Consider the following 17,332-nt stretch of genomic DNA (forward strand, 5'->3'; position numbering starts at 1 on the left):
CCTCCCGCGTTCCTACGTTGCCGGGGATGGCCGACCCACGCGCGGAAGAGACGTTCCAGAAGAGCATCCACACGCTGAACCAGGACGGCGCACCGCCCCGGACCGAGACCGACGACCTGGGCTCCCGCCGGCTCCCGGCGGAGGCCTACTGGGGCATCAACGTCAGCCGCGCGCTGGACAACTTCGCCATCAGCGGGCGCCCCATCTCCGTCTATCCCGACCTGCTCTTCGGCTACGCCTGCGTGAAGCAGGCCGCGGCGCGCGCGAACGCGGAGATTGGCGTGCTGGATGCGACGCGGGCCTCGCTCATCGACCGTGCCTGCGAGGACATCAAGGCCGGCAGGCTGCACGAGCAGTTCGTCGTGGACGTCATGCAGGGCGGGGCCGGCACCTCCACGAACATGAACTTCAACGAGGTCATCGCCAACCGCGGCCTGGAGCTGGCCGGCCACCCCAAGGGCCACTACGCGCACCTGGACCCGAATGACCACGTGAACCGGAGCCAGAGCACGAACGACACCTACCCGACGGCGCTCAAGGTCGGGTTGATGCTGTCCGTCGAACGCCTGCTGGCCCAGCTGCATCTGCTGGAGCAGGCGTTCCGCGACAAGGGGCAGGAGTTCGCGGGCATCGTGAAGATTGGCCGGACGCAGCTCCAGGACGCCGTGCCCATGACGCTCCAGCAGGAGTTCGAAGGCTTCGCCGTCACGCTGGCCGAGGAACACGCGAGCCTGACGGAGGTCACCCGCCGCCTGGGGGAGATCAACCTGGGGGCGACGGCGATTGGGACGGGCATCGCCGCGGACCCGCGCTTCGCGGAGGCCGCGCGAGCGCACCTGGCGGACATCACCGGGCGCCCCATCGTCACCGCGCCGGACCTGATTGAAGCGACCACCGACGTGGGCGTCTTCATGGAGGTGTCCGGCACCCTCAAGCGCACCGCGATGAAGCTGTCGAAGATCTGCAACGACCTGCGGCTGCTCGGCTCCGGCCCGCAGGCGGGCTTCAACGAAATCAACCTCCCGCCCATGCAGGCGGGCTCCAGCATCATGCCGGGCAAGGTGAACCCGGTCATTCCGGAGGTCGTGAACGAAGTGGCGTTCGTGGTCGCCGGGGGAGACGTGACGCTGACCATGGCCGCCGAGGCGGGGCAGCTCCAGCTCAACGCCTTCGGGCCGGTCATGGCCCACGTGCTGTTCGAGAACCTCAAGTACATGACCGCCGCCATGGCGACGCTGCGTGTGAACTGCGTGCGGGGCATCACCGCCAACAAGGAGCGGCTCGCGCGCCAGGTGGAATCCTTCGTGGGCGTCATCACCGCCCTCATGCCGCACATCGGTTACGCGCCCGCGGCACGGCTGGCGAGGGAGGCCCTGGCCACGAACGCCAGCATCGCGGACCTGGTGGTGTCCGCCGGCCTGCTGACGCGAGAGCAGCTGGCCGAGCTGCTCTCGCCGGAGCGGTTGACCCGGGGCCAGGCGGTGGAGGCCCGGGACGAAGAGGGCACGCACTAGGCGGTCCCTTTTCGCCTTCAGCGCGAGGTCCGCATGTTCATCCGTCGCCTGCGCAGGTTCCTCCGAGAGCCCTACTGGCTGGTCCTGGCCGCCCTGGTCGTCGTCGGGGGCGTGCTCGGAATCGCGCTCGCCCGCGTGCAGACGGACACCGCACCGGCCCTGTTCGGGCATGCCTGGCCCGGGGACGTCGACGACACCCGGGGCGCTCTGGGGGCGTTGCTCGGGTTGCAGATCACCGTCCTCACCATCGCCCTGTCCCTGAACGCGCCGGTCATCCAGTCCGCCGCGAACCAGTACTCGCCACGGCTGGTCCCCATCTACCTGAAGAGCGCGCCGCTCCGCCGCGCCATTCCCTTCTTCGCCCTCTCCACCAGCTACATCCTCACGGCGGTCCGGGAGCTGGGCGTCATCGAGGACGCTGGCGTCAGGCCCCGGCCCGTCCTGTCGGGAGCCATCATCCTGGTGCTGGTGGCGCTCTTCGTGCTCATCATCGTCCTGGCCCGCACCTTCCGCTTCCTGCGGGTGGAGCGCGTCCTCGGGCTCGTCCAGCACCTGATCGTGTCCGCGACGGAGCGCCGCATCCAGGCCCGTCTGAAGCGCCTGCCGCTGGATCCGTCGGTGGCCCTGCGGTTGCCGGCGGATGCCACCTCGCTGCTGGCTGCCTCGTCGGGTTACCTCGCGGACGTCGACCTCCAGGACCTCACGCGGCTCGCCCGGAAGTGGGGTGTGCGGGTCCGCATCTGCATCACCGTGGGCGAGTACATCGACCAGGACGAGGTCGCCGGCTGGGTGGTGGCGGACGGAGGGGGCGCCGTGGATGCCCACGTACTCCACGGCCTCGCCGCCACGTTGAGCATCACGTCGGCGCGCGAGCCCGACTGCGACCCCTCCCTGGGGCTCCGCATCCTCGTCGACGTCGCGAACCGGGCCCTGTCCTCGTCCGCGAACGACCCGTACACGGCCCGGCAGGCGCTGCAGCAGATCCGCTCGGTGATGCGCCGGCTGGCGGGCCTGCCGCAAGGGGACTGGAACGTCGTCGACCCGGATGGCAGGGCGCGCGTGTCACTCGTGGCCCTGCGGCTGCGCGACTACCTCTTCCTCGCCGTGGATGGCCCCCTCCATTACGCGGGGGGCGACCCGGAGGTGCTGGAGGAGGTGCTTCAAATCGCCCTCACCGTGGGCCTGGTCGCGCGCGACGCGCAGGACCGCGCTGCGGCACACGCGCTGCTCGCACGCGTGCTCGCGGACGTCCAGGGCTCCACGGAGAAGGACCGCTTCCACCGCCTGCTCGCCCAGGCGGAGCGCGTCCGGGCCTCCTTCCAGGGCGAGCACCGGACGCGCGTCGAGCGGGGGCGCGCGGACTGGCTTCCGGACTGAAGCGCCGGCTTCAGTGGCGGGTTTCGCGGGTGGGCTTGAAGCCCACGAGGAAGTCGATGAGCAGGCGGGTGCCGTAGCCCGTGGCGCCCTTGCTGCGCCACGCGTTGTCGCGCTCGGCCCGCGCCGTCCCCGCCATGTCGATGTGCGCCCAGGGCAGCCCGTCCACGAACTCCTCCAGGAAGAGGGCCGCGGTGATGGCTCCGGCGTTGTCTCCGCCGACGTTCTTCATGTCCGCCACCTCCGACTCCAGCTCCTGCCGCAGGCGCCGGTCCAGCGGGAGCTGCCACACGGTGTCGCCGGTGCGCTCCCCCGACTCCTTCACCTGCTCCACGAGGGGCTGCTCGTTGCCCATGACCCCCGCGCTGAGGAGGCCCAGCGCGCGCTGACACGCCCCGGTGAGCGTGGCGACGTCCACGATGGCGTCGGGCCTCGGCGACTGCTCGGTGGCCAGGACGAGCCCATCCGACATCACCAGTCGGCCCTCCGCGTCGGTGTTGATGACCTCCACCGTCTTGCCGCCGCGCACCGTCAGCACGTCCCCCAGCTTCATGGCGGTGCCGGAGGGCATGTTGTCCGTGCACATCAGGTACGCCGTCACCGCCGTCCTGCAGCCCAACGGCTTCAGCGCCGTCATCGCCGCGAGGATGGCGCCCGCGCCAGACATGTCGCCCTTCATGGTCGCGTGCACCAGGTCGTTCGGCTTCAGGCCCAGTCCGCCCGAGTCGAACATGATGCCCTTGCCCACCAGTGAGACGCGGCCCAGGGGCTGGATGGCTTCGCCCTTGCTGCCCCTGGGCGTGTACGTCAGCTTGATCATCCGCGGCGGCTCCGCGCTGCCGGCGTTGACGCCCAGCAGGCCTCCGCAGCCCAGCCTGGCCAATGCCTCGCCGTCGAAGATCTCGACCTCCAGGCCGCAGCGTTTGGCCAGCGACTCGGCCACCTCCGCCAGCCGTGCGGCGGTCAGCAGGGTGGCGGGGGAATTGGCGAGGTCACGCGCGAACGCCGTGGCGCGGGAGTGGATGCCTCCGCGCATCATTCCCTGTTCAACGTCCTCGGTGTTCTTCGAACCCGAGACGAGCGTCAGCGATTCGAGCGGCGGCTCCTGCTCCGAGTTCCGCTTGTAGGGCCGGTAGCGGTAGCGCGCGAGCAGGACGCCTTCGGTCAGGGCCTGCGCGGCGAGGTCCGCCGGGACGCTCCCGGTGTCCGGGACCTGGAGCGCGACGCGCTTCTGTTGGCCCACGGTCCGCGCGAACGCGGCGGCGGCATCCCGGAGCTTGCCTGCATCCAGCTGTGCCCGCGCCCCCACGCCGACGGCGACCAGGGGCGGGCCTCCCGAGCGGGGAATGAGCAGCGTCTGGCCGGCCTTGCCCTCGAAGCCCGCCGCCTTCAGGAACGCGCGGTCGAGGCCGGGGGCCTTCACCTCTTCGTCCGCTCCCACGAACGTGCCGACGCAACCGGCGTCGGTGGGGACGGTGGCTGCTACGGCGAGCTTCGTCTCCTCCGGGGGTTCGATGGAAGGAGCGGGGTGGAACTCGGCCTGCGCGCGTGAATGAAACGAGGTCAACATGGAAGCCTCCTGATGGAGGAACTGGCCACGGCGCCAGGGGGGTGCAACATCCAGAAGGCTACTCGCCCCTGCCTCCGGGAGCGGTTTTCCGGCGGATGGGAGGTGTGGATGTTCCGCCACTCAATCCCATGAGGGGGGAAGCCCATGCGCACACTGCCGTCGAAGCGGATGTCATTGCTCACCGAGCGCGAAGCCCAGCTCGTCCTGTCCAGCGCCCCACGCAACCTGGCGGAGCTTTCGCCACGGGAGCTGCGCGGCCGCATCCTGAGAGCGCGCCGCCTGATGGAGAAGTACCAGGACGCGGCGCGGCGGCAGCGCAGGGAGGCGCTCCGCAAGGAGGTGCCCTCCCGCTCCCGCCGCGCCGAGGGCAACCGCAACACCCTCCAGAAGGCCGAGTACTTCGCCCTCACCCTGGAGCGCTTCGAGAAGCGGCTCGCCCTGCTCGAGCGCAAGGCCCAGGCCCGGACCCGCGCCGCGAGCCGTCCGGCCCCCCGGCGGACGACGCGCGCGGCCACGGGAGGACGCAAGCCCGCGCGCCGGACGCGCGCCGCCGGCCGCACCGCGAAGGCCCCCGCTTCCGGGAAGCGGGCGTCCGGCCAGAAGCGGGGAGGGGCCCTGAAGCAGGAGCGCTTTCCCGCCCTCAAGCGTCAGTCCCACGCTTCTGGCCGGGGCCGCCGGACCCAGAGCCGGCGCGACTCGCGGCGCTGAGGGGCAAGGCGCCCTGGTGATGGTAGAGCGCCTCCTGCACCGCGAGGCGCTCTTTCCTCTTCTACCCAAGCCCCCAGGGCAGTCCCAGCACCTGCCACGCCACCAACAGGGCGATCCACACGGCGAAGACCACGATGACGTACGGCAGCATCAAGGCCACCACCGTGCCCACGCCCGCGTCCTTCTGGTACTTCTGGGCGAAGGTGACGATGAGCGCGAAGTAGGCGTTCAGCGGTGAGATGGCATTGAACGGACCGTCGCCCACGCGGTACGCGGCGAGTACGGCCTCCGGGTCCACGTTCAGCCGCATCAAGAGCGGCACGAACACGGGCGCGAAGATGGCCCACTTCGGAATGGCGCCCGTCATGATGAGGTCCAGCACGGCGACCACCAGCACGAACCCGACGAGCAGCGGCAGCGCGCCCAGGCCCGCGTGCTCCAGGGCATCACCCACCTTCACGGCCGCGATGGTCGCCATGTTCGTGTAGGTGAAGAGGGCGATGAACTGGCTGATGATGAACAGCAGGAAGATGAGGCCGCCCAGCCCGGCGACCGCCTTCTCCATGGCCTTGATGACGTCCACGCTGTTCTTCATCGTCCTGGCGCCGACGCCGTAGGCGGCCCCCGTCACCAGGAACAGCACGGTGATGGCGACGATGAGGCCGTTCATGAACGGCGAGTCCCCGATGAGCGCGCCCGTCTCCGGATTGCGCAGCGGAGCCCCCGGCGGCAACGCCAGCAGCCCGAAGAACACCACCACGCCCACGAGCCCCCAGAACGCGAACTTCAGCCCGCGTGACTCCTCCGGGGACAGCTTCGCGCCCGTCGTGGCCGGCTTCTCTCCCTGGTATGGACCCAGCCGGGGCTCGATGAGCTTGTCGCTGATGAGCGACACCACGACGGTCAGCATCACCACCGACGCGGCGGAGAACCAGAAGTTCGCCGTCAGGTCGATGGAGCGGTCCGGCGCCATGATGTGGATGGCGTCGTTGGTGATCTCCGTCAGGATGCCGTCCAGCGGTTTGATCAGGATGTTGACCGTGAAGACCGCCGCGACACCGGCGAAGGAGGCCGCCAGGCCCGCGAGGGGATGCCTGCCCACGGTGAGGTAGGCCGCCGCCGCCAGGGGAATCAGCACCAGGTAGCCGGCATCCGCGGCGATGCTCGACAGGATGCCCACGAACACCAGGATGTACGTGAGGAGCCGGGCCGGAGCGACCGCCACCAGCTTGCGGATGAGCGCGCCCACCAGGCCCGCCGCGTCCGCGACGCCCACGCCCAGCATGGCGACGATGATGACGCCCACCGCGTTGAAGTCCATGAAGTGCTGGACGACGCCCGCGAACATGAAGCGCAGGCCCTCGCCCGTCAGCAGGCTCTTCGCGGCGGAGGTCGTCTGCTCCACCTGGTGGGTGTCCGGGTTGATGGTCTCGTAGGTGACGCTGGCTCCCATCCTGTAGAAGATGTGGGAGAGCACCATCACGATGGCAATCAGCGCGACGAAGATGATGGCGGGGTGGGGGACCTTGTTGCCCACCCGCTCGATGGCGTCGAGCACCCGCTCCATGCCCTTCTTCTTCGGTGGCGTGCGCTGTTTGTTCTTGGTCTCGCCTGGGACCTGGACGTCGTCGAAATGAGCCGCTTTGGCCATGGGAGTGCTGCTCCTTTCCAATCTCTCAGATCTCCAGCTCGCCACCCACCGAGAGCGAGGTATCCGTCTTGACCTTGCCCGCCGCGGGTACGCTGTCGTGTTGCAGTTCGAAGTACGTGGTGAGCGCGAAGCGGTCCGTCAGGTGCACGGACAGCTTGGTGGTGGAGTCCAGCAGGACGCGTGTGTCGCCGAAGATGTCCGGGAGCAGCACGGCGTCCTCGCGCAGGTACACGTGCTCGTTGATGTCGTAGCGGAACGCCACGCCCACCGCGGGTGACCACAGGGTCACGTTCGGCAGGTCCTCGCGCGTGGGGGTGTACTGGAACCGGCGGTCCTTGGCGTAGCTCCCGCCCAGGTACGTGCGCAGGAAGAGCTCCTTCGACTTCTTCTTCCGCTCCAGGAGCGTGAGGCCGATGCCCAGCTCCACCTCGGTGCGCAGCTCCAGGCTGGCGGGATGGTCTGTCTCCAGGCCCAGGAAGGTGTAGGCGCTGACCAGGCGCGTGAAGCGGTAGTCGCCGCGCGCCCACCCGCCGAGCGTCAGGGCCGTGACCTCCCGCTCCTCTTCGTCCTCCGCGGCCGCGTTGCCGTAGGCGCCATCCGCCTCCAGGGTGAGCGCCCACACCGGAGACTCGTACTCCGCCATGGCGTCGCCCGTGATGGTGAAGGAGCGGGCGTTGCCGGTGAACATGGAGGCACCGAGCCCGGCCGAGCCCGTCCAGGGCCCTTCGTCCTCGTCCTCGTCTGCTTCGGCTCCAACGGAAGCCGGTGAGGAGGCATCCGCCGGGTCGGGAGGAGGCGTGGGCGCCTGGGCCATTGCCGCGAAGAGGATGAGGAGTGGACTCATACGTGCCCTCGGGAAGGAGGAGCCGGCCTGTCCCGCTGAAGAGGGAGGGGCGACCTCGGTGGTGCTCGAAGGCCTTCTCGCGGCCCACGCAACCTTCGACACGCACCGCGCGTCCTGCAATCACAGGCCGGCATGCCAGGGAAGGCACCCTCGTGCCTTTGCCCGTCAGAACGTGATGAGGGATGTGTTCTACAGGCCCTGGTTCAGGGACGCAGGATGTCCTGGATGAACCGGCTCAGCGACTCCGCCATCTTCTGGTGCGTGGCGGCGGAGGGATGCCAGTCCTCGCCGACGCCGTCAGCGAAGGGGTTCTGCATGGCCATCACGTGGCGGTGGATCCGGGCATCGCCCAGGCGCTGGCGTTCCGCCACCAGGTCGGAAATCCAATCGCCCACGTGCACGGACGTCACCACGCCCTGCTGTTCCTTCCGCTTGAAGCCATCCGTCATGCTGCCCAGCGTGCAGACGATGTGCGCGCGGGGATGCAGCGTGCGGAGCCGTTCGAGGAAGGTCCGGTAGGCGGACTTGAACGCCGCTTCGTCCGGAAGGAACGCGGCGGTGCCCGCGCCCGCGAACGTGTCGTTGGTGCCGGCGTTGAGGACAATCACATCCGGCGAGTCGTTGGAGAAGTCCCAGGCGGCGGGGTGGTCCGGGACGGCGCGCTCGTAGATGGCCGGAATCAAGCCGGACGTGGACAGGTCCAGGTTGCGGTACACGCCGTGGCCCGAATAGCAGACGAACACGGCCTCCGCGCCCAGGCGTTGGGCCGTGAGCCAGCCATGACTCCGTCTGGGATTCTGGTGCTTCGACGTGAAGGAGGGCACCCTGGAGGAGGCTGTCTGGGGAGTGAAGGTGGCGTCGGTGCCGTAGCCGCAGGTGATGGAGTCCCCGACGAACTCCAGCTTGAGCCCCGTGTGCCGCTGGGGCGGCTCCCGGAGCTCACCATGGACCTCCAGCGACAGGAGCGTGCTGGCGCCCACCAGGGACTCGGTGCGCTTGAAGAGCTCCACCGTGTGCAGGCCCACGGGAAGGTCGCTGGCGAGCAGGTACGTGGCCTGACCGGGATTCACCGCGAGCAGCCTGGGAGGTGCCCCGTCCACCACGACGTCGAAGTGGTTGGTCCCCACGTCGCCGCCCGCGCCCGCGTCATCGAGCCGCATCCGCACCGCGTCGCCCCAGAAGCGCGCGCGCACCGTGACGCCCGGATGCGAGAAGACGACCCCTGTCGCTGAGCGGTATGTCCGGCCCACGTACCGCACGCGCGCGTCGGTGGAGGGGATGCTCACCCAGGGCATGGAAGGGCCTTCCGGTGGGGTGGAGGGGGCCCTGCACGCGGCCAGCGACAGGCCCATGCCAAGGCAGACGCCAGCGATGCGGGAGCGGTCGGGCACGCACTCCCAGCGTACACGCAAGACGGCGGCGGCCCACCAGATGCCAGCAGTGAACAGCCCATGCTAGATGACTCGCGTTTCCTGTCATCTCCAGGGGGGCCCCATGAACCGACTGATTGGCTTTCGTTTCCAACTGGCATTGCTGGCTGTACTGACGCTCCTGGGCACCGGCTGTGGTTCCGACCCGGAGCCGCAGTCCCAGCCGAAATCCCCCACGCTCGTCGAGAGCACGCAGTCCGCCGTCAACCTGATGGCCAACGAGGCGGTGACGTTCCACGTCGCCGCGAAGGATGACGCCCAGCGTGCCCTGGGCTTCAGCTGGGAGGCCAGCACGGGTGTCCTGGAGCAGCCGCAAAGCACCGCGACGACCAGCGACGTGCGCTGGAAGGGCCCGGAATGTCTGCCCGCTGGAACGCGCGCCAGGGTGACGGTGACCATCACCAATCATGTGGCGCCCGCCATCACGCGGAGCTTCGCGCTCTCCGTCGTCGCGTGTCCCGCGGCGCCGGCCGTCGCCGCGGGCCGCTACCATTCGCTGGTGCTCCGCCCTGACGGCACGGTCGTGGAGTGGGGCCTCTCGTATCTCCGCTTCGACGGAGCCGCCCGCCCGGTGCCCGGACTGACCAACGTCCGGGCCGTGGCGGCGGGAGGCGACCATGCGCTGGCCTTGCGCGCGGACGGCACCGTCTGGGCGTGGGGGGGCAACAGTGCTGGACAACTTGGGGATGGAACGGAGACCTACCGCTCCACGCCGGTGCGGGTGGTGGGGCTGACGGAGGTCCTTGCCGTCGCCGCGACTGGCTACTCCTCGCTGGCCCTGTGCAAGGACGGTACGGTCTGGACGTGGGGGGATAACAGCGACGGCCAGCTCGGCGATGGAACGACGGAGGGACGTCTCACCCCCGTGCAGGTGCCGGGGCTGGCACGGGTCACTGGCATCGCCGCTTCCAGGGATCACTCGCTGGCCGTGCTCGCGGATGGGACGGTCCGGGCATGGGGTAACAACTCCTCGGGTCAGCTTGGCAATGGAGAGTTCAACTGGGAGGTCGGCAGCCTCCTCCCGGTGGCGGTGCTCAAGCTGACGGACGTGGTCTCCGTCGCCGCGAGTTATGGGCTCTCGTTCGCCGTGCACTCGGACGGCACCGTGTCGTCGTGGGGCACCAACGTGGATGGGGCCCTGGGCGGTGATTCCCGGAGGAACGGACACATTCCGGGCAAGGTGCCGGGAATGACCGACGTGACCACCCTCTCCGCGGGCACCTTCTACGCGGTGGCCCTGATGGGGGATGGCACCGTCCGGGGCTGGGGAACCAACGACTCCGGCCAGCTCGGGGATGGGACGTACACCCGCCATGCTCCCAGGCAGGTGTCGGGCCTCGCGGGCGTCGCGGCCGTGGCGGCGGGTGACGAGCATGTCCTGGCCGTGCTCTCCGACGGGAGCCTGCGGGCCTGGGGCGACAACCGGTACATGCAGCTCGGCATCCAGCCGGAGACCGTGAATCGCGGCGGACCCGTGCAGGTGCCGGGGCTGACGGAGGCGAATAGCGTGGCCGCGGGTGAAGCCCATTCCCTGGCCCTGCGCGCGGATGGCACGGTCTGGGCCTGGGGCGACAACCGCGAAGGCAGCCTGGGGATTGGCGCCGCGCACGGCGGCAGCACGACGCCCGCCCAGGTGCCGAACCTCTCCGGCGCCAGGGGCATTGCCGCGGGCTGGGGCCTCTCACTGGCGGTGCTCTCCGATGGCACCGTCATGTCGTGGGGGGCCAGTAGCTTCGGGCAACTGGGGGTCGAGTCCTCGTCATACGGTTTTGCCCCCGAACCCATCACCGGGCTGAGCGGCGTCACGGCCGTGTCCGCGGGTCGCTGGTATGCGCTGGCCCTGCGTGAGGACGGCACCGTCTGGTCGTGGGGGTACAACAGCCAGGGCCAGCTCGGCGACGGGACGACCGCCGGACGCTCCACGCCGGGGCAGGTGGCGGGACTGACGGGAGTCGTCGCCATCGCCACGGGCGCAATCCACGCGCTGGCGCTGCGTGAGGACGGCACCGTCTGGGCATGGGGGGACAACGACTTCGGGGCCCTGGGGGATGGAACGAACACCTCACACGCCATGCCGGCGCAGGTGCCGGGCCTGACGGGAGTCGTCGCCGTGGCCGCGGGGAAATACCACTCCCTGGCCCTGCGCGAGGACGGCACCCTCTGGGCGTGGGGGTACAACGGCCAGGGCCAGTTCGGCGACGGGACGACTCTCAGCCAGTGGTCCCCGGTGCGGGTTCCCGGCCTGGCGGGAGCCCAGCGCATCGCCGCGGGTGACGGCCACTCGCTGGCCGTGACGAACGGAGGCCCCCTCGTCACCTTTGGGAGCAATGCCTCCGGGCAGTTGGGGCTGGGCGAGGGAACCGGGAACCAGTCGCGCGGAGAGATCGCCTCGCTTCGCGATGCCCGCGCCATCGCGGCGGGCAGCGCCTACTCCCTGGCTGTCACGCGCGCCGGGACGGTCTGGGCCTGGGGCGCCAATGTCGCGGGCCAGCTCGGCAATGGCGAGGCGGCGAACAGCCCCCGGCCCATCCCGGTGACGCTGCCGTAGGCGCTCAATCGAGCGGAGGCCCTCTCCGAGCTCATACGCGCGGGTCCGTCGCGCCTCGACGCCCGAGGGCCAGGTTCGCGCCTACATCCAGTGCAAGCTGGAGCAGCAGCGCCGGAAGCCGTTGGGGGAGCGCATTGAGATGTGCTTCACGGCGGGGGTCGTAGACGGCTGAATGAGCGGTATCCTCGCGGGAAGGAGTGATCCAGACCGATGCCAGAGTCCTTCGCGAACCTCACCCAGCTGGTCCAATGCTCCGACGCGGAGCTCGAAGCGTTGGTGGAACAGGCTGACTTCGGAAACTTCGAGCCTGGCCGGGACCTTCCGCCGCTGCGTGAACGGCTGCTCCGGTTGGAGCGCGAGCGCGGCCTCACGGAGGTCCACCGGCTCTTCTCCGAGAAGGTCCTGGCCGCGGGGGCACGGCTCGTGGAGACCCCGCGATACATCGGCGTGCAACACAGCTTCGCGCTCAGTCCGGATGGACGCCACCTCGCCATCGCGAGCGGCCGCCTCGACAAATTGCCCGGCGGAGACGTACGCATCTGGGAGCTGGCGACGGGGCGCGTGGTCGACGCCGTCGGGTTCGAGACGACGCAGGTCGGCTCCACGGGGGATCCCTCCTGCCTCCAGTGGTCGCCGTCAGGGGAGTGGCTCGGCGTCAACCTGGACGATGTCGTCGTGGGCGTGCTGAGGGCCTTCGCCGGAACCCCGCCTTCGTTCACCGCCGACGTCACCCGGCGCTGGGGCTCGCCGCCGGGGGCGGCTGTCATCAATCCCAAGACCGTGGAGAACAAGGGGCACCTGCCCGCATGGTGCTGGTCTCCGGATGAAACCCAGCTGTTCATCTCCACCCCTGGCCCGGACGGCGCGCTGGGCTGCATCATCCCGTTCCGGGAAGGGGCCAGGGTCAACGAGGACGGTGAAGGGCTTCGCTGGTGCCCGGCCCGGTTGGACGGACGGCCTTCGAAATCGCAGCCGCATGCCTGGGTGCGGTGGAGCCCGGATGGCTCCCGCATCCATGGCTATTGCAAATACGAGTACGTGTCCGAGCCGCACCCCGACTCGGGCCAGGACGCCCATCCGTCCGCCTCCGTCATCGACGTGGGGAGCGGCGACCTCCAGTACCGCTTCGATGAACTGAAGCTGCCGGTGGCGTTCTCGCCGGACGGCGCCCGCCTGGCCTACGGTGAGGAGCCGTCCCGGCTCGCCAACGGACACACTGGCCGCACGGTGTCCGACCTGAGCAAGGACTTCGGTGCGCGCATTCTCTCGGTCGCGGAATACGTCTGGTCCCGCGACGGCCGGCGTCTGGCCGTGCTCCTCAACGGCTACGAGTTCCCGCAGGTCCTCATCTTCGAGAACGGCAAGTTCCTGTGCCAGATGGACCTGAAGCGCCGTTCGTTCGGGTTGGCCCTCAAGAGCGGCGACCTGGGCCGCTGGGCCTGGTCGCCGGATGGCTCCATGGGCGCATGCCTGCTGCGCGAGGGAGGCATGGCCGAGCTGTGGAAGCGTGAAGGACTCAAGGTCGAGCTATGGAAGGTGGGGTCCTCGCCCAAGATGCTCCGGCGGCTCGAGGGCGCCAACGGCATCGACGGACTGGCCTGGGGCGCGGACGGCATGCTCGTGGGAGCGGGGCCCCATGCCATCGCCTTCTGGGACGTGAACACCGGAGAGCAGCGCTCCCGCTCCTCGTTGGAGTTGGAGCCGGGCCGCGTGCCGCCCCCGAGCGACTGGAACCCCTGGCCGGACGAGGTCGCACGGTTCATTCCGACCGAGCGCGGCTGGGACTTCACGCGAGCGCAGCCGGACGGCACCGTGGAGTGTCCTCCGGGTTCGCGGGAGAAGCTCGAGCCCCGGCTGATGTTCTCGGTGGGGGGACGCCATGCCTGGCCCTGGCGCTGGGCCGAGGGGACCCCGCATGCGCGCTGGGATTCCGGGGCACTTTCGCTCGTCGAGCCCCAGGCGGAGGCCGCGTTCGAGGAGCGGCGCGTCCCCGTGCCCGAAGGCGAGACGCTGGCGGCGAGAGACGCCCGGCACGGGACGTGGGGATTCCTGAAGCAATACGAGGCCCCCACGCGGCCCCTGGATCATTACAGGGCCGACCCGGTGTTCACGCACGGTCCCGCCATCAGCCGCGCCAACCTCACGCCGTATCTCGGCAAGGGGGTGATGCTGCGCCAGACGCAATATGGGACGTGGTACGCGCTCGGGGCCCTGCTCGAGGTCTCCGACGAGGGAATCCTCATCCACCCGCGCGCTCCCATCGGCTCGTACCGCGAGCGGCTCCTGTCCTTCCGGGACATCCTCTGGATTGGACCGGCGGTGCCGCTCGACACGCCGGAGGGCTAGTGCCAGGTGCCCGCGCCGAAGCCCCAGCCGAAGTAGCGGCGGGACACGTCGGCGAAGCCGCTGACGCGCCACGAGGTGTCGGGCGAGAACAAGCCGAAGACGGACCATTGGAACAGCCGCAACTCCGCGCTGGCGGTGCCATGAAGACGAGGCCCGACAGTGTCGAAGCGGCTGGGCTCCAGGTAGCTGCCCGCGCGCAGCTGCAGCCGGTTCTCGAGGGGCTCCAGCTCGGCGCCGACGCGGGGTGAAATCGAGAGGTGCCGCCCGGAGCGCTCCAACTGCTGCGACAGGAAGGAGTCGAAGCCGATGGCATTCGGCACGGAGCCGCTGATGAGCACGGATCCGGTCAGCAGCAGCTTCGAGCGTGGCAGGGCCCTGTAGCGTTCCGCGCGGTCCGGGCCCCACGGCATCTGGAGCGGGCGGTCACCGAACTGCCAGGCGACGCCCGCTTCAATCTCCCAGGGGAGCCGGACGGAGGCGGGCAGGTAGAGGCCGGCGACCTTCACGTTGCCAGCCTCGTCGGCGGTGGTCGGGCCGCCAGGGGTGAGCCCTCCCTGGACGGGAGCCCGGAGGGTCAGCGCGGCACGCATCGGCAGCCCCATGGGCGTCCAGAGGGCACCGGCCTCCACGTTGCCGCCGAACATGCTGGCGAGCTTGTTGTTCGCGTCCTCGGCGGTGTTGATCTCCAGGGTGACCGCGCGCAGCCCCAGGCCCACCGTCAGTTCGCCATCCAGGAAGCCGCGAGCGAGCTGGAACTGGAAGCGGGTCATGCTCAGGTTGAGGAGCCGTCCATTCGCGTCCTGTCCCAAGGCATAGGTCTGCAGTGACGCGGCGCCGCCCAGTCCCCAGGGGCCCCACTGAATCAGTCCGCCAATCTGGGTGAAGATGAAGTCGTCATTGGCGAAGCCCACCGAGCCGTTGTTGTCGAAGTCGCTGGCGCGCAGCGAGCTGGGAAACGTGAAGGCCAGCGACAGGTCGTAGTCGACGTGCTTGGACGAATAGAGCGAGCGCACGGCCGGAGCCGCCGTGTTGACGCTGATGCCCTCGACGCCCTCGGCGATGGGGGCATACGCGCCGGCAAGGCCGGACACCCGCACCGGCGCCAGCACCGGGCCCTGGTACACGTCGATGGCGTAGTTCGAGCTGGTGAGCGGCGGGTTGTCCGCGAGCGCCACACCGCTGGAGAGCATGACCGCCACGGCCGCGAGCCGGGCGAGGGAGGAGGGACGGGGAGAGGCCATGGCGGAGCGAGCTCCCGCGAGAATACATGGCCCCTGGCGAGGCGCCGTCGTCCCGTTCGCTGCAACCCGGAGCCCTTTGGCTGCACCCGTCCGGAAGTGGACCCGCTTCGGGCGTAGACTCCACCGGCCGTGGAATCCACCTCTCCCGCCGCGCCGTCCGTGCTGCTGCCACTGCTGCGTCGCGTGCCGCTGCTGATGCTCGTCTGCGCGGTGCCGGGCGTCGTCACCGCGCTCCACACCTGGGTCTATGCCCAGGCCCGGGAGCCGGGCTACCCGCTCAGCCGGGCGCTGCTGGTGCAGGTGCCGCAATGGCAGTACTGGGCATTCGCCACGCCCTTCATCCTCGCGCTCGGACAGCGCTTCCGACTGGAGCGCGGCGTCTGGCCCCGGAGCCTCGCGGTCCTCCTGGCCGCGCTCGTCGCGGTCATGGTCCCCTACGTGAGCATCATCTACTTCGCCGCTCGGTCCACGGGAGAGACGTGGCTGCTGGAGAGCACCTGGGCGCGGATGCTGCCCTTGATGATGGCCAAGTACAGCGTCCTGTCCCTGCTCATCTACGGCGGCATCCTCGCCATCGGTTACGCCGTGGACTACCACCGCCGCTTCCGCGAGGGAGAGCTGGCCCAGGCCTGGCTGGAGACGCGCCTCGTGCACGCGCAGCTGGACGCCCTGCGCGCACAGCTCCACCCGCACTTCCTCTTCAACACGCTCAACGCCATCTCCGTGCTGGTGCGCAAGCAGGACACCGCTGGCTCCATCCGCATGCTCACCGGCGTCAGTGAGCTCCTGCGCATGGCCCTCCACACCACGGGCCGCCAGCAGGTCCCCTTCCACGAGGACGTGGACTTCCTGGAGCGCTACCTCGACATCGAGCAGACCCGCTTCCAGGACCGGCTCCAGGTGGTGCGCGCCATCGACCCGGCAACGCTGGGCGCGCTCGTGCCCAGCCTCATCCTCCAGCCCCTGGTGGAGAACGCCATCAAGCACGGCATCGCCACCCGCTCCGGTCCGGGACGCGTGGAGCTGCGCGCCGCGCGCGAAGGAGCCCGGCTGGTGCTGGAGGTGCTCGACGACGGCCCCGGGCTCGCACCCGGCTGGGACCGCCAGGACGGACGCATTGGCGTGGCCAACGTGCGCGACCGCCTGCGACAGCTCTACGGCGACCGCCACGTCTTCACGCTGGAGAACCGCGCCGGGGGCGGCGTGCGCGCCCGCCTGGAGCTGCCCTTCCAGGCCGCCGTGCCGGAGGCGCTCGGGGCATGAACGCGGCCGCCGCCATCCGCACGCTCGTCGTGGATGACGAGCCCCTGGCTCGCGAGGGACTGCGCCTGCTGCTGGCCGCGGATCCAGAGGTCCGCGTGGTGGGCGAGGCCGGCAACGGGCCGGAGGCGGTGCGCCTCATCCGCGAGCACCGGCCAGACCTGGTCCTGCTGGACGTGCAGATGCCGGAGCTCAACGGCTTCGAGGTGCTCGCGCGGCTGGCTGCTGGCGAAGTGCCCGCCGTCATCTTCGTCACCGCGTATGACCAGTACGCGCTGCGCGCCTTCGACATCCACGCGCTCGACTATCTCCTCAAGCCCTTCCGCGACGACCGCTTCCACGACGCCATTGGCCGCGCCAAGGCGCAGATCCGCATGGCGCGGATGTCCGACCTCAGCCAGCGGTTGATGTCCGTGCTCTCCACCTACGGCGAGCGAGACAGCACGCCCGCTCCGCCGCCCACGCCGCCCGAGCCGTGGATGCGCCGGCTGGCCATCCGCGACGCGGGCCGGGTGGTGTTCCTCGACGTGGACGAAATCGAATACATCGAGGCCGCTGACTACTACGTGCAGATCCACGCGGGCGGGAAGGCCTACCTCCACCGCGAGACGATGCAGAGCCTGGAGGAGCGCCTGGAGCCGGAGCGCTTCATGCGCATCCACCGGTCGGCCATCGTGAACGCGCGCAGCATCCGCGAGCTGCGCAGCGAAGGTCGCAGGGACCTGGTCGTGGTGCTCACCTCCGGCGCGGAGCTGCGAGTCGCTCGCAGCCACCGCGAGAAGTTCCAGCACCTGCGCTGAAAGTCGCGCTGCCCGTTCGCCGCACGGGCGGACCGGTTCGCCGCGA

12 protein-coding genes are annotated in these 17,332 nt (G+C 69.8%); 7 read left to right on the forward strand and 5 right to left on the reverse strand.

Going from position 1 to position 17,332, the window contains the following annotated elements:
* Positions 1-26: 26 nt before the first annotated feature.
* Positions 27-1,514, forward strand: coding sequence for an aspartate ammonia-lyase (locus tag D7Y11_RS01355; protein ID WP_172808270.1), 1,488 nt, complete (start codon positions 27-29; stop codon positions 1,512-1,514).
* Positions 1,515-1,547: 33 nt separating this feature from the next.
* Positions 1,548-2,891 carry a DUF2254 domain-containing protein gene (locus tag D7Y11_RS01360; protein WP_126932832.1) on the forward strand — a complete coding sequence of 448 codons (1,344 nt, stop codon included), beginning with the start codon at positions 1,548-1,550 and terminating at the stop codon, positions 2,889-2,891.
* A 10-nt stretch (positions 2,892-2,901) separates the two neighbouring features.
* Here the strand turns inward: D7Y11_RS01360 and D7Y11_RS01365 are convergent, their stop codons facing one another.
* On the reverse strand, positions 2,902-4,458 hold the full coding sequence (locus tag D7Y11_RS01365) for a leucyl aminopeptidase (RefSeq protein WP_121754745.1): 1,557 nt from the start codon (positions 4,456-4,458) through the stop codon (positions 2,902-2,904).
* A 144-nt stretch (positions 4,459-4,602) separates the two neighbouring features.
* Here D7Y11_RS01365 and D7Y11_RS01370 point away from each other — a divergent pair, with 144 nt between their 5' ends.
* The gene (locus D7Y11_RS01370; RefSeq protein WP_120576736.1) at positions 4,603-5,166 is read left to right on the forward strand and encodes a hypothetical protein; all 564 of its coding nucleotides are present in this window, start codon (positions 4,603-4,605) and stop codon (positions 5,164-5,166) included.
* A 61-nt stretch (positions 5,167-5,227) separates the two neighbouring features.
* Here the strand turns inward: D7Y11_RS01370 and D7Y11_RS01375 are convergent, their stop codons facing one another.
* The 3 genes from D7Y11_RS01375 to D7Y11_RS01385 all read right to left on the reverse strand — a co-directional run bounded on the left by D7Y11_RS01375 (position 5,228) and on the right by D7Y11_RS01385 (position 9,052).
* A complete protein-coding gene (locus tag D7Y11_RS01375) occupies positions 5,228-6,817 on the reverse strand; it encodes an AbgT family transporter (protein ID WP_126932833.1) in 1,590 nt (529 codons plus the stop codon).
* 25 nt (positions 6,818-6,842) lie between these two features.
* Positions 6,843-7,661 (reverse strand): YdiY family protein, encoded by an 819-nt coding sequence (locus D7Y11_RS01380; RefSeq protein WP_120576734.1) that lies wholly within the window; start codon positions 7,659-7,661, stop codon positions 6,843-6,845.
* Between the two features lie 203 nt (positions 7,662-7,864).
* Positions 7,865-9,052: an SGNH/GDSL hydrolase family protein gene (locus D7Y11_RS01385; RefSeq protein ID WP_233596974.1), complete on the reverse strand. Its 1,188-nt coding sequence runs from the start codon at positions 9,050-9,052 to the stop codon at positions 7,865-7,867.
* Between the two features lie 103 nt (positions 9,053-9,155).
* On the opposite strand from D7Y11_RS01385, the gene D7Y11_RS01390 reads away from it, so the two are divergent.
* Both D7Y11_RS01390 and D7Y11_RS01400 read left to right on the forward strand, forming a co-directional pair.
* Positions 9,156-11,639, forward strand: coding sequence for an RCC1 domain-containing protein (locus tag D7Y11_RS01390; RefSeq protein WP_233607162.1), 2,484 nt, complete (start codon positions 9,156-9,158; stop codon positions 11,637-11,639).
* Positions 11,640-11,849: 210 nt separating this feature from the next.
* Positions 11,850-13,985: a WD40 repeat domain-containing protein gene (locus tag D7Y11_RS01400; RefSeq protein ID WP_121752471.1), complete on the forward strand. Its 2,136-nt coding sequence runs from the start codon at positions 11,850-11,852 to the stop codon at positions 13,983-13,985.
* Here D7Y11_RS01400 and D7Y11_RS01405 read toward each other — a convergent pair.
* Entirely contained in the window at positions 13,982-15,226 is a 1,245-nt protein-coding gene (locus D7Y11_RS01405) for a hypothetical protein (RefSeq protein WP_126932834.1), read from the reverse strand. The genes D7Y11_RS01400 and D7Y11_RS01405 overlap by 4 nt on opposite strands.
* 129 nt (positions 15,227-15,355) lie before the next feature.
* Between D7Y11_RS01405 and D7Y11_RS01410 the strand changes: the two genes are divergently transcribed.
* Positions 15,356-16,489 carry a sensor histidine kinase gene (locus tag D7Y11_RS01410; RefSeq protein ID WP_126932835.1) on the forward strand — a complete coding sequence of 378 codons (1,134 nt, stop codon included), beginning with the start codon at positions 15,356-15,358 and terminating at the stop codon, positions 16,487-16,489.
* Positions 16,486-17,286, forward strand: coding sequence for a LytTR family DNA-binding domain-containing protein (locus D7Y11_RS01415; RefSeq protein ID WP_120580546.1), 801 nt, complete (start codon positions 16,486-16,488; stop codon positions 17,284-17,286). Before D7Y11_RS01410 ends, D7Y11_RS01415 begins: the two co-directional genes overlap by 4 nt.
* Positions 17,287-17,332 lie beyond the last annotated feature (46 nt).

Source organism: Corallococcus sp. AB018 (assembly GCF_003986945.1).
Taxonomy (GTDB): domain Bacteria; phylum Myxococcota; class Myxococcia; order Myxococcales; family Myxococcaceae; genus Corallococcus; species Corallococcus exiguus.